The organism is Mesorhizobium sp. M5C.F.Cr.IN.023.01.1.1, from assembly GCF_003997585.1.
Lineage (GTDB): Bacteria > Pseudomonadota > Alphaproteobacteria > Rhizobiales > Rhizobiaceae > Mesorhizobium > Mesorhizobium wenxiniae.
Genome location: NZ_RZSU01000158.1, coordinates 1 through 11,780, shown reverse-complemented (window position 1 = coordinate 11,780; position 11,780 = coordinate 1). Strand labels below are relative to the sequence as shown.

At 55.5% G+C, this 11,780-nt stretch carries 16 protein-coding genes and 2 pseudogenes; 10 read left to right on the top strand and 8 right to left on the bottom strand.

Going from position 1 to position 11,780, the window contains the following annotated elements; translation table 11 throughout:
- Both EOA78_RS37545 and EOA78_RS33040 read left to right on the top strand, forming a co-directional pair.
- Positions 1 to 268, top strand: a pseudogene (locus EOA78_RS37545) (SAM-dependent methyltransferase); the annotation flags it as partial.
- Positions 214 to 609 (top strand): phage major capsid protein, encoded by a 396-nt coding sequence (locus tag EOA78_RS33040; protein ID WP_245477951.1) that lies wholly within the window; start codon positions 214 to 216, stop codon positions 607 to 609. The pseudogene EOA78_RS37545 and the gene EOA78_RS33040, both read left to right, overlap by 55 nt.
- 87 nt (positions 610 to 696) lie before the next feature.
- Here EOA78_RS33040 and EOA78_RS33035 read toward each other — a convergent pair whose 3' ends face one another.
- Positions 697 to 1,122 carry a hypothetical protein gene (locus EOA78_RS33035; RefSeq protein ID WP_127319692.1) on the bottom strand — a complete coding sequence of 142 codons (426 nt, stop codon included), beginning with the start codon at positions 1,120 to 1,122 and terminating at the stop codon, positions 697 to 699.
- Positions 1,123 to 1,152: 30 nt separating this feature from the next.
- On the opposite strand from EOA78_RS33035, the gene EOA78_RS33030 reads away from it, so the two are divergent.
- Positions 1,153 to 1,539 (top strand): hypothetical protein, encoded by a 387-nt coding sequence (locus EOA78_RS33030; RefSeq protein ID WP_127319690.1) that lies wholly within the window; start codon positions 1,153 to 1,155, stop codon positions 1,537 to 1,539.
- Between the two features lie 1,292 nt (positions 1,540 to 2,831).
- On the opposite strand, the gene EOA78_RS33025 is transcribed toward EOA78_RS33030, so the two are convergent.
- Positions 2,832 to 3,131: a hypothetical protein gene (locus tag EOA78_RS33025; RefSeq protein ID WP_127319688.1), complete on the bottom strand. Its 300-nt coding sequence runs from the start codon at positions 3,129 to 3,131 to the stop codon at positions 2,832 to 2,834.
- Between the two features lie 521 nt (positions 3,132 to 3,652).
- Here EOA78_RS33025 and EOA78_RS33020 point away from each other — a divergent pair.
- The 4 genes from EOA78_RS33020 (at position 3,653) to EOA78_RS33010 (ending at position 5,906) form a co-directional block, all read left to right on the top strand.
- Positions 3,653 to 3,913 carry a head-tail connector protein gene (locus EOA78_RS33020; protein ID WP_127319686.1) on the top strand — a complete coding sequence of 87 codons (261 nt, stop codon included), beginning with the start codon at positions 3,653 to 3,655 and terminating at the stop codon, positions 3,911 to 3,913.
- Positions 3,914 to 3,984: 71 nt separating this feature from the next.
- Positions 3,985 to 4,317: a phage terminase small subunit P27 family gene (locus EOA78_RS33015; RefSeq protein ID WP_206533549.1), complete on the top strand. Its 333-nt coding sequence runs from the start codon at positions 3,985 to 3,987 to the stop codon at positions 4,315 to 4,317.
- Positions 4,286 to 4,828, top strand: coding sequence for a hypothetical protein (locus EOA78_RS37540; RefSeq protein WP_245477949.1), 543 nt, complete (start codon positions 4,286 to 4,288; stop codon positions 4,826 to 4,828). The genes EOA78_RS33015 and EOA78_RS37540 overlap by 32 nt, the downstream gene beginning before the upstream one ends.
- Positions 4,773 to 5,906 carry a terminase TerL endonuclease subunit gene (locus EOA78_RS33010; protein ID WP_245477947.1) on the top strand — a complete coding sequence of 378 codons (1,134 nt, stop codon included), beginning with the start codon at positions 4,773 to 4,775 and terminating at the stop codon, positions 5,904 to 5,906. The genes EOA78_RS37540 and EOA78_RS33010 overlap by 56 nt, the downstream gene beginning before the upstream one ends.
- A 79-nt stretch (positions 5,907 to 5,985) precedes the next feature.
- On the opposite strand, the gene EOA78_RS33005 is transcribed toward EOA78_RS33010, so the two are convergent.
- The 4 genes from EOA78_RS33005 to EOA78_RS32995 all read right to left on the bottom strand — a co-directional run bounded on the left by EOA78_RS33005 (position 5,986) and on the right by EOA78_RS32995 (position 8,312).
- A complete protein-coding gene (locus EOA78_RS33005) occupies positions 5,986 to 6,981 on the bottom strand; it encodes a DUF2971 domain-containing protein (protein WP_164784045.1) in 996 nt (331 codons plus the stop codon).
- A 289-nt stretch (positions 6,982 to 7,270) separates the two neighbouring features.
- Positions 7,271 to 7,777 carry a hypothetical protein gene (locus tag EOA78_RS33000; protein WP_127319680.1) on the bottom strand — a complete coding sequence of 169 codons (507 nt, stop codon included), beginning with the start codon at positions 7,775 to 7,777 and terminating at the stop codon, positions 7,271 to 7,273.
- Between the two features lie 138 nt (positions 7,778 to 7,915).
- Complete coding sequence (locus tag EOA78_RS37820; RefSeq protein ID WP_281034093.1) at positions 7,916 to 8,047, bottom strand: hypothetical protein; 132 nt, start codon at positions 8,045 to 8,047, stop codon at positions 7,916 to 7,918.
- 73 nt (positions 8,048 to 8,120) lie between these two features.
- Positions 8,121 to 8,312, bottom strand: coding sequence for a hypothetical protein (locus EOA78_RS32995; protein WP_127319678.1), 192 nt, complete (start codon positions 8,310 to 8,312; stop codon positions 8,121 to 8,123).
- A 159-nt stretch (positions 8,313 to 8,471) separates the two neighbouring features.
- On the opposite strand from EOA78_RS32995, the gene EOA78_RS38010 reads away from it, so the two are divergent.
- Positions 8,472 to 8,813, top strand: coding sequence for a hypothetical protein (locus EOA78_RS38010; protein WP_348628517.1), 342 nt, complete (start codon positions 8,472 to 8,474; stop codon positions 8,811 to 8,813).
- On the opposite strand, the gene EOA78_RS32985 is transcribed toward EOA78_RS38010, so the two are convergent.
- Positions 8,810 to 10,054, bottom strand: a complete 1,245-nt coding sequence (locus EOA78_RS32985) for a RelA/SpoT domain-containing protein (protein ID WP_245477945.1) — start codon at positions 10,052 to 10,054, stop codon at positions 8,810 to 8,812. The genes EOA78_RS38010 and EOA78_RS32985 overlap by 4 nt on opposite strands.
- 249 nt (positions 10,055 to 10,303) lie before the next feature.
- On the opposite strand from EOA78_RS32985, the gene EOA78_RS32980 reads away from it, so the two are divergent.
- Entirely contained in the window at positions 10,304 to 10,591 is a 288-nt protein-coding gene (locus EOA78_RS32980) for a hypothetical protein (RefSeq protein ID WP_127319676.1), read from the top strand.
- Positions 10,592 to 10,740: 149 nt separating this feature from the next.
- On the opposite strand, the pseudogene EOA78_RS32975 reads toward EOA78_RS32980, so the two are convergent.
- A pseudogene (locus EOA78_RS32975) lies at positions 10,741 to 11,172 on the bottom strand (double zinc ribbon domain-containing protein); the annotation flags it as partial.
- 53 nt (positions 11,173 to 11,225) lie between these two features.
- Between EOA78_RS32975 and EOA78_RS32970 the strand changes: the two are divergent.
- On the top strand, positions 11,226 to 11,780 hold a 555-nt coding region (locus EOA78_RS32970), incomplete at its 3' end, for a methyltransferase domain-containing protein (protein WP_127319674.1).

Below are 11,780 nucleotides of genomic sequence, written 5' to 3'. Positions count from 1 at the left end.
TACGCTTTCCGAGCTGCGCGAAAGCCTGATCGCCGCCGAGACCGAGCTTTACGGCGGCGCCAGCCCGCGCGTCATCCCGTTCACCGACGTGCGCGACGCCGGCGCGCTTTTGCAACGCGCCGGCCTGCCTCTGGGCTTGATGGAGGCCGCAGCGTTCCGTACACGTTCACCGGCAATGCATCCACACTCGGCTCTGCGCCGGCCGACACGCTCATTGACACGTTCTATGCGCTTTCGGCCTGGTATCGTAATCGTGGCGTGTGGATGATGAATGGCAGCACGCTTGCCGCCGTAAGAAAGCTCAAAGACGGGACCACGGGCGCATTTTTGTGGGCGCCAGGCCTTGCGGCTGGTCAGCCGGAAACGATCCTCGGTCGCCCGGTTATCGAGGATCCGACGATGGATTCAGTTGGTGCCGCTGCAGAGCCTATCGTGTTCGGCGACATCGCTTCCGCGTACCGTATCTTTGACCGCGTTGGCCGCTCCATCCTGCGCGATCCTTACTCGCAGGCGACCTCCGGCCTTGTCAGATTCCAAGCGCGTCGCCGCACTGGTGGTGCATTGGTCCTCGCTGAAGCTCTTCGCAAAATCCGCTGCGCTACAAGCTGATTACAGACTGAAAAGACTGATCGATACGACGCCTTGTCCCGCCTGCACACCGATTGCGTGTGGGCGGGACATCCCAATAAGATCAGCCTAAATAGTAAATGTGCTTGTTCCCTGCGTCTCTTGACCGACTTTTTTAATAGCAAAGCCAGCCTCAAGCGACCTCAGCAGATTGTTCTGATCCTCGATTTTGGCAGTAACACTGCAACTTACACTTGTTCGTCCATCAGTCTGCTTTTCGCCTCTCGAGATAAAGAAGGCTCGAGCGTTCTCCTGCACCAACCAACTCCGTTTCGCGTTGGGGCCAGTTGCAATCACTTCATCCGCAGGCAATTCGCGTAGCCGATAACCTAGTGCATCAGCCATCGGAGCGATTAAAGCGTCAAGTCGCTCCGGTTTGAGATCACTCGCTATGCAGACAGATTCGAGGATGTTTACGAGGTCATCCACGTATGAAGCGTTGGCCTCATTTATCAAACTCAACGTCAAGATCAGTCCCAGAACTCCACCTTTCATAAGATATCCCTCAAATTATAAGGAGCGCATATGCGCGATCTATACCACAATCTTGGCGTCGTCCTGGCGCTAACTCCTGCCGTTAAGACCGCTGCCGGTGACGGTGCGGCAATCGATACCAAGGGCTACGGCTCGGTTGCCTTCGCCGTAAACACTGGCGCGATCGTCGCTGCCGGCGACTTCGGGATTAAGGTGCAGCACAGCGACACCAGCACGTCGGGAGACTTCGTTGATGCTCCTGCGGGCACGTTCTTCAGCAACGCGCCGGCAACGCTTGCTGCATCTAGCGCGTACAAAATGGGCTACATCGGCGACAAGCGTTACTGCCGTCTCTCGCTTACCTACGCAAGCGGCACGTCCATTGCGGCCGGTGCTGTAGCTGTGCTCGGCAACGCGGCCAACAAGCCGGTTGCATAACCTCTTGGGCGGCATTCATTGAGGGCGACGCTCACGTTTGTGAGCTTCCGGGTCCGTCCGACAACGAGATCGTGGATGCGGGCCGCCACAAGGAAAGCAGTATCCGTACAATCCACGAATATCCAGACACCGGCCTGTCTTACTTTCGCGGGCGAAGGGTCATTAGCGGATGGCAGCGTCGTGCATGCCATCCGCTTTGATGCCATCAACTTTCGTTATAACGAACGATTTACTTGGCAGATTTGCTTGAAATCCACTCCTTAATCGCCTTAACAACTGAGATAAAAGAGCCAACAATTCTTATAAAAATACATACTACTTCAATAGTTCTAGTTAAATTATCGTAGTCCAAAGATCATCCTCTATTTTTAACCCTTCATAATTGTAAAACTATTTCACTTAAATTTGGTGTATTGCCTTAATTGGTATCACATTAACATAATGACAGGTTAACCGTATCATATAGTCTTGACAATGTCAAGAATTTTCTACGGAGTTACGATGCCAAACGTCATATGCCCTTGTGGCTTTGCATACCCAAGGGGCAGAAGTGCCCATGCCAGCAACGCAACGCAAAGGGACGCCAGCAAGCCAACGACAAGGCACGCGGTAGCGCGGCTAGCCGTGGTTACGATGCACGATGGGCAAAGGAATCCAAGGCATACCACGCCTCACTAGGCAGCCCACTAATGCGCATGTGGATGCGGCAGGCCAGCTAACATGATCGACCATCGCATTGCCCCAAAAGGTGACATGCGCCTGTTCTGGGACCGCACCAACTGGCAGCCGTACAACAGCGCATGCAATCGCCGTAAGAGTATCAAGAGTGAAGGTGGGTTTGGGCGTCGCTAGATCATGGGGTTTGGCTTGAGGGAAAGAAGCCGTGGCTTTCTAAAGCATGCCGCAAATTAGGAACTGTCAGCCACACAGAAGTACGAAGGCAGAATTTTTCAACGCCGCTCTCTTCAGCGAATCTGAAGCTCTCCTTCTCAATTCGATAAAGGTCGTCTTGGCATTGCTCCCTCAGTGTAACGACACCTGGGCGGGGCGATGTTAATAAATCATCCGACCCTCATCTCTATCAATAGATAAGCATAGTCGACGCGGCTAATGATCTTCCACTTTGGACACAGCAGCGAAGCCGTCTGAAAATCAGCAATTAACCGAGCATTCTTCAGGTCGGCGATGCATCGCTCTTGAGCTTGCCCTTGGTGCATATTGTAGGACAGCACGACAAACGTAACGAGTAGTTCTAAATATAGCTGCCTTGCTGTTCCACACTGCGACCACTTTTATCTGTCCACTCTTCGCACGGTGCCAAACAGCCTGCGAGCTCCGATCCATACTGATGCGATGATGACTGCGGCTAAAGCTCCATACGATAGCCCGCGCGCCTTCTCCGGAAGGGTGAGATAGGTGTCGAAGGAATAGAACAACGATCCCACTACGACGGTTGCGACAGCAACTACTGCAATCCTGGCGATCGGGTGCCACGTTCTTGTCAGGTAGAGACTCGCTGCAACGATCACCCACATGACCGGATTGATGGCCGATCCCAACAGACGGCCAGTGAACGCTGCGAGTTCATGCATGGAAACAGTCCCCTCCTGAGCACAATGCACCACGTTGGCGGGTGTAGGCAACAGGCGCAAGAACACCAAGGCTGAGGGTGGCTTTGGGAGATCTACACGTGGGACCATCCCATAATTTCTCTGCCTATATTGAATAGAGCCCGAGGATTTTCGCTCGCACAGGCAATAACGACATTCGTTTCTTCTTCGTTCTTCTTTTGGCACTGCGAACATCCGTGCAAGAGACTCTGCATCCCCCTGGGTCCCCAGTCTCCGTCACGGAGCGCGTTTTGCATCTCTGCACGACCGTTTACATCGCGCCCTTCAATCAAGCACCATCGAAGTGCAGTCCGTGCCCGCCCCCAATCAGCTGTAGCCATATCTTCTCTCCCTCGGTTGGGACACCATGCCACAACCGGGGGTAGGTCGGCAACTTTCCGCCCTCACTCCCCGACCACGCGTGCCCTTTAGTTCGCTATTCACCCTAAATAGGAATTTCAACCTATGGCTATCGTAACGCTCGCCGCACAGAAGGCGCGCACATGCACGTCGATTTTGATGACGATGACACGCAGATTTCGTTGCAGATCGACTCCGCGCAGGCGCATCTTGAACAGCTTTTGGGCTACCTCATTACAACTGAATTTCCATCCACGGTTCCGGCCGACCTCGTCGGCGCGGTCATGCAACTCGCCGCTCACCTCTACGAAAACCGCGAGGTGACCGCCGCTGGTGTGTCCATCGCAGAGTTTCCGTTCGGTACTTGGGATGTCGTGCGTGAGCGCCGGCATTATTCGTTCTGATGCGCGGCCGGAAGGCAGAAGTTCGTGCGCTGGACGGAGCCCTTAGCCGCGTTCCCAGCGTGCCTGGCGGTATGCCTAAGCGGGCAGCTACCGAATGGCGCAAGGTTCTCGGCGCGCTCGTTGGTCAACGCAAAATCGCCGACCACGAACTGCCTGTTGTGGACGCCTACTGCCGTGTCGTTTCGCACATTGCGGACTGCGAAGCAGCCATCGCCGAACACGGTCTCACGATGGTTTCGCCAACGGGCGAGACGAAGCGCCGGCCCGAAACCACGCTGCTGAAAGAGTACCACGCCACGCTCGCTCGGCTTGCCGGTGAGTTGGGCTTAACGCCTGCGTCACAGGCTAAGAACAAGGGAGGCGCCGCCGGTAATGACGAAAACGACGCCCTCGGCGATATCTGATGCAAACGCATGGATCTTCGACAAAAGCCCGATCCCGGATCCCCATGGAAAAGGGGAGCGAGCTGTTCGATTCATCAGGGTGCTACGCCACCCCAAGAGCGGTCTTTCTGGAAAGCTTTTTCAGCTGGATGAATGGCAGGAGCGCATCATCCGCAAAGTCTACGGCGACACCAAGCCGAACGGCACGCGGAAAATCAAAACCGTCTTCGCGCTGATACCGCGAGGCAATCGCAAGACTACGCTCGGCGCTGCGCTGGAATTGGTCCACTTAGGGCCAGAGCGCATTCCGCATTCACAAGTGATATCGGCCGCGGTCGACCGTGACCAGGCGCGCATTGCCTTGGAAGAAATGGTTGGCGTCATCAACGCGCACCCGCGTACCGCAGAAGCCTTCCAGATTCAGGATACGAAGAACCGCATTACCTCACAAAAAGCGCGGCGCGTTCTATCGAGCAATGTCGGCCGATGCGGCTACTGCCCACGGCAGGACGCCTGTGTTTGCTCTGGTTGACGAACTTCACGCCTGGAACAAAAGAGACCTGTGGGACGCGATTAAGACCGGGCTGGTGAAGACACCGGGCTCGCTTCTGGTCGTGACTACAACGGCCGGCATTGGCCGTGAGAACATCGCTTACGACATGTATTCGTATGCCAAGCAAGTGGCATCGGGTGCGATCGTGGACGAGGCGTTCCTCCCGATACTGTTCGAAGCCAGCCCCGACGAGGACTGGCGCGACGAGGCGGTTTGGCGTCGGGTCAATCCCGGCCTATTCTGCAGCCCGCCTTATCCTGATCTCGACGGCATGCGCCAGATGGTTCGGGAAGCGGAGTACCGGCCGTCCGACCGTGCCATGTTCCGGCAATTGCACCTTAACGTGTGGCTCGACGGTGCGGCGAATCCGGAATGGGACTTGGCGATTTGGGATGAGAACGGCGCGCGTTACGACCTTGAAGCGCTTCGCGGGCGCAAGGCATGGCTGGCCATTGACATGGCGAAGCGCATCGATTTGGCGGCCGTCTCCGCAACAATCGAAATGGACGATGGATTGTTTGCCCTGCACGTCATGGGCTTTACGCCGGAAGCGCAGTTGCGCAAGCGTGCCGACAATGACAGCGCGCCATATCCGCTTTGGGTAGAGCAGGAATGGCTCGTTGCCTGCCCCGGTGACATCGTCGACCGGCTGATTATAGAGGATTACATACGCGAACTTTGCGGCCTGCTCGACGTTCAAGAAGTGGTGTTCGACGTCGCCCTGGCCCGCGAGTTGATGGAGAACCTTGAGGCTGACGGCGTGCCGGTGGCGGCGTTCCCGCAAACCTTGATGAACTTCGCCAAGCCCGTCGACACCTTCGAGGACATGATGCTCAACCGGCGGCTTTGCCATGGCGGGAATGCCGCTTTGCGCTGGTGCGTTGGCAATACCGTGATGATGCGCGACCAGAACGATAATCGGCGGCCGAACAAGGCTCGCTCTGCCGACCGCATCGATTTGGCTGTCGCGGCGATCATGAGCACCGCGAGAGCGGTGGCCGGATCCAGCGGCCTCAGCATGTACGAAACAGCCTCGGACGACGCATTCTTTTTCTAGGCAATAGTCCGGGTCGGAGTAGCGACATTGACACCGTATACGCGCCGCCGAAGCGGCCCGGTGCGGAGGCGGGAAGTCTCTATGACGATCCGAATTGGCAGACTGCAGTGGCGGCGTTTGGTTGAGTTTGTATGCGTTCTACATCAACGCGACCGGCAACTTGGTTCGGAATCGCCTCCATAAACTCAATATTAGGATACGCTGCGGCCAATTTTGTAATCTCCTGCCGATCCTCTTTCGAGGTTCTAAGGCCGAATATTAAGCCGTCAAGTTCATTGTATCCGAATGGAACGTCTTCAAACGGTTCTTCCTTGTTACGTCCACTACCTGAGCTAATCCTCCATTCCTTCTCATACTCCCATTCAGCCATTTTTGTATATATCACTGCGTCGTTGATCTCCTTAACATTTACAGATTGCAAGCCAGAAAGGCTGTTAATCAAATAGCTTTCGGTGAAAAATGAGGGTCTCACGCCGCTGTACTTTATGGGCCTCGCCATTCCGAATGGACTGTCAAACGCGGGAATGGATCTAAATCGCATCACAACACCCCTATGAGAGTTCGCATAATGCGACCACATTAAGCCAATATCTGGCGCGATTGTAAGAGAGAGTATTTTTATCGAAGAAAGCACCCCCATAACTTCTTCTCTATTCTTTGGGGTGTTATTCTTAATCACCTCTAAGCTTTCGCCGATTCCATCCCCCAGTTCCTGAAATAGTTCTTCTTTCGACAGCCCAGGACTATAAATACGAAGTATCTCAAGCATAACGCCTAATGGATTGGCTGCAGGAATTGGAACATTTCCGGAGTACAGCCGCCAAATATTCGTAAGCGCTTCTCGCTTTACATTTTCAATATCGATTGAATCGATGGAAACTTGTAATTGCAATTCAAACGGATCGTTTAGTGTTGCTGCCGTAGACCAACGCAAAGTTCTGTTCTCAAGTACTTTTTTTGCAGTACTCTCACTCATATACTTAAAAAAATGAAGACGATTGTTCGTCCAAGTGGCCGGGGCATTGGGAACAATGGCGTTAAAATCCATCGCTAACCTCGCACTCAGTTCCGCCAAGTCTGCTTGAGTTCTTGATCGAACCACATCTCGGCGTCGTAATTCGCCCCCATGGTTGATCGGAAGTCCAGGTAGCCGCCCTATCGATTCGCGGAGAGCCACGTCTTGAAGGTAGAGAAACTCGGATGCTCTCGGTCTATATCGGAGAGCGTGTCTGCCCACTGCGTTACTAGTGATCGAATTGCTTTTTCCGCCTCGGCCTTCTTCATAAGGCTCTCCTCCAGTACCCTAGCCCTTATCCGTCAGCATTTGATGAAGCGGGCGCTCACCCAAGGGGCTGGATTTTGAGTCAGGCTGCGGCCGGCTCCCCAAACTCGACAATCGGCTTAGCGCCGGGACGATTTCGATCGTCTTCGACTGCCCAAATCTTCCACCGGGCCGATGGCACAAAAGCACCATTTAATTCGACACTTCCCCCGTTGACTAAGTCAATATGAAAGCAATCGAAATCAGACGCTGCGGTTGGAGGGTCAAGCCTAAGCGCGGCCAACTCGTTGCCGATATAGAGCGTCGCCATGTTCCCGCATTCTGTTGCCGGAAACGATTCGTCGCCTATGGTGGGCTCAATGGCCCAGGCGGTTCCGTACGACATGCAAGGTTTGGCGGCCTCAGAGCTGAGAAAGGTAGGGTGCCTAATGTCTGTTCCCTGAAGGACTGCAAGCCTCACAAGGCCACCATTTGCGGGTTCTATGTTGACGCAGATGGCAAACCCCGTACGAAACCGGATGCGAAACAGCTCTCCCGGCTCCGTATCGCCTACGAGCTTGTGCTGAAAATTCGCGAGTAGTACCGCCATCATTCCCTCCCATGTGAAACGCGCTTTAGCCGACTGCGGTCAACGCAGGTTTGATGTCTCTGTCCAGTCCAAGGGTGAAAGCTAGAGCGCAACGCTTCGAGAAGTCTAGGTTCAACCCCGTTAATTCGTCAGGCTCCTTTACGCAGAGTTGGAGCAGTTGCTGAGTTCAAAATCGATATAGGCGACACCGCGGATGACCACAGTGAATGCGTCATTCCCGCTCATCGTCTGGTAGTATCGCTGTTCGGAAGCGAGATCGATTACTGCCATCTCGGTACATTGGCGCAACCATCGCGCGTACGCAAGCTAGGTCCCCATTGTGGGACGCGCTTTGGCGGGGCTGCTACGAAGTTGATGATGTCAGCTTCTCAAGCGTGGCAATCGCCTTGGCAAGTGCCTCGGCTTCGTGGATTGGCTCCGGCCCATAGAGCCCGAGCACCGCTTCCTCACTTGGCAACACACCAGCGGGGCACGTCTCCTCGATTGCCATCCTGATCAGGCGCAACGCGGCTCGGCAGTCATGGTCATTTTTCATGACGATTCAAACATGCAATTTAGCTAAATGTTCCGGAACTAAATTAGCCCAGCCGGCCTTGAATCGCGGTTGTTGAGGAACCGTGCATGCGTTTGAAGTTCATTCCGCCAATGATGCCCGAGCTGGTCGACCGGCCGCCTGAAGGCGACGAGTGGTCGCATGAAGTCAAGTTCGATGGCTTCCGCACCCAGGCCGTCAAAGGACGAAGACGGCATCCGTTTCTTCACTCGACGCGGCCACGATTGGACAGCCAAATACTGGCCGCTCGTCAAAGAGGCTAAGGCAATCGAGGCGGAAAGCTTCATCATTGAGGGCGAGGTCATCGTCACGAATGAAGCGGGCCTCGCAAACTTCAGTGCGCTCAAAAAGACCAGAAAGCTTAGTCAGAAAGAGCAATACGAGCGATTCAAGGAAGTCGCTCGGGAGCTTGAAGCCGATGAATCTGGCGACAGTTTTATCCGGGTATTCGAACGCATCGTTCGGAAGAAGCCCGCCGACTAGCGGCGTTTTTCGAACCATTTCGTGTAACGACGATAGATCGCTCCCGGATTTACAGGTTCGCGAGGCCGAGGTGCTACGACTTGCGGCTTTGCCATGCTGTATTCTACGGGTTTTCTCCCGTCGCAAACTTCCTTGAGATTGCTGACGAACAGCGACACATCGCCGAAGTAGTTCGGATACATCTGAACAAGCTTGTTGATTTTCCCGACCTCGACCAGCACGATCTTATCGTCATCTTGGCCGGAAGCGATCCTGAATTCAGCTTCACCGAGTTCTTGCGTAGCGACGATGATACTGTCGTACCCCTCCACCATAACGGTATGATCTTTTCGATACCTAATCAGGAAATATTTGCCGGCGTCATACCGGTTGCTTTCCGCAAAGTGCGTGGCGTTCTTGATGTTCTCAAGGACGCTAGTCGCACGAAGCTGCTTGTTAAGTTCGCGTAGTTCTTTGACGCGCTCGTCATGGCTAGGCATTCCCTCCACAATCGGGCATTCCTCGACATAAGAGAATTCAGCGCCCGCCAGCTCGAACAGTCGAAGCCAGGATTCGTTGCCTTGGCCGTGTTTGTAGTCCTCGCCGCGATAGAGGCTAGCAGCTTCAACCGCAGTTGCCCATGAGTGCTGAAGTCGGGTGCGGATTTGCAGCTCGACCCGTCTGCCCTCAAATGCTTCCTGATCCTCACCGCTAGGCTGGAAATTGAAAACCATGTGATGGCTGCGATAGCCATCGGGCTTCGGATTATCGATGTATGGATATTGCCGCCTAATCGAATGCGGAAACTTTTCTTCAATTGCGGAAATGAGAGTTCTCACACCCTTGATGTCGTGCAGGATGGCACGGCAACCGGCGAGGTCGTTCATCTGGTCGAACTTGACGCTGCTATCTCGAAGCTTGCGCCGAATAGATGGCATCCGCTTCGGTCTGGCCGCCATGTCGCCTTTGATGCCATGGGCACGAAGCTTGTGACGCACTGAATAGAAAACTGACCGCATGGGGAGGATATGCGAGTCACGGAAGCTATTCGCGATGGTAAAGGTCTCAATGATCTCGCTATATTGCGCGTCGGTCAGATTGCCAGTGAACGCAATATCGCCAGCCAGCCGGTCGCCAGTCTTGCGAACGGCCTTCATGCTGAAGCCAAGGCGCGGATAGTCAGCCATAGAGCCCATGAACAGGCCGAACTCGTCGGCCTCTAAGTCGAGCGGCGAATCTGCCGCAGGGGAATCATTCAGCATTTGTCATACCTCGTTGGGTACGCGAGGTACAATATGCGGAATGCCGGGGGTTGGTTGTCGGCAAGCTGTCACGTTTAGGCGAGGTGGACCGCTATGCGGTGCGCTTTATTGATGATGACGCGCGGCGTGAGGAGTGGTTTGCGGCAATCGATTTGGAATTCGTCTAAGCGGCGGCGCAACACGCCGTCTATGATTGGTAGCGCGACAGATATATTCTCTACCACCTTTCAGAAGGGGGGAGGCAGGAAAATGCGGGGAAGTTGGGCCGGGATTTTATTGGCGGGGATAATGCTGCCGACTTCGGGAATGTCTGCCGAGATGACGGAAACAGAAAAGGCCATAGCTGGCGCTGTTTTTTCAAATGTGGCCGACACGTCTCGTGACTACTGGATCGCAACCATCAACGCATTTGGCGACAAGGAGCGGATTGGCATCATTTTCGGAATGACTGACAACTTGGCCTTTTGCGACGAGGTGACGAGCACCTACCGCGCCCGCTATCCAAACAACCGTTTTTTCTGCGAGCCGGCAAATTAACCGGCTTCGAAAAGGTTAAGACGCGGAACGGTTAGGGAAGCCCGCCACGTTGGCGGGCTTTTTCGTGCCATACTGTCAGCCATGATTGCTATGTTGGGCGATATGGTAGACTCACGGCTATATCAACCAAATCAATATCTTACATGTAAAAAACGCCGCCAGTGCAGCGGCACCGGCACGACCACATCGGCTTCCGCGATTAGTTCGGCACCGGCGCGCAGCATCCAGCGCGCCATCCACGGCGCCAGGTCGGTGCGATCCTGGTATTTCAGCCCTTGCACCATCTGGCGGGCGACACCGGAATAAGCGACCGCGGCCCGCGCGCGCTCGAACGGCGGCGGGTCGGCGATCGCCTCGGCCGACAGGAACCCATCGCCCATGTGATGGATGAACGGCGTGCCCATCACCGGGCACCATGGCCGCTCCAGAAGCCTGAGCTTCGGCCAGCAGGCGCCGCACAGCACGCCGGGCTGCGAGACATGCCGTCGGCAGCCGGCGCAAACCGGCGGAAACAGGATGCGTGCCGGCCAGTCCAATGCCTTTCGAGCGATACTCTTGATATCTGGCATTGGATCGGCCACGTGGTTGCTCCTCCGCCACCCTATATCAGACAGCGGAAACCAGGAACCGTCAGTTGCAACCTATAGTGGACACTTCTCTCTGGCTGGCGCACAAGCGCCGGGCGCTCGCCCGACCGACTGCCGGCGCAGATTTCCTGATGCGGCGGGCGGCCCAAGAGCTTGCCGAACGGCTCGGCGCCGTCGAGCGCAAGTTCGACAGAGCGGCCGTGCTGTTTTGCCAGACGCCGGCGGCGGTCGACGTGCTCGCGACAAGCGGCAAGGTTACGGACATCATACGCGTGGAGGCGGACGCTATGTTCCTGGGCGATGCCGCCGGACTGGTGGCGCCGCTGGAGACCGTGCCGTTCGAGCCGGAAAGCCTCGACCTCGCCGTGTCTCTTTTGTCCCTTCAGGCAATGAACGACATTCCCGGCATGCTGGTGCAGATCCGCCGCGCGCTGAAGCCGGATGGTCTTTTCCTCGGCGCTTTTGCCGGCGCCGGTACGCTTTCCGAGCTGCGCGAAAGCCTGATCGCCGCCGAGACCGAGCTTTACGGCGGCGCCAGCCCGCGCGTCATCCCGTTCACCGACGTGCGCGACGCCGGCGCGCTTTTGCAACGCGCCGGCCTG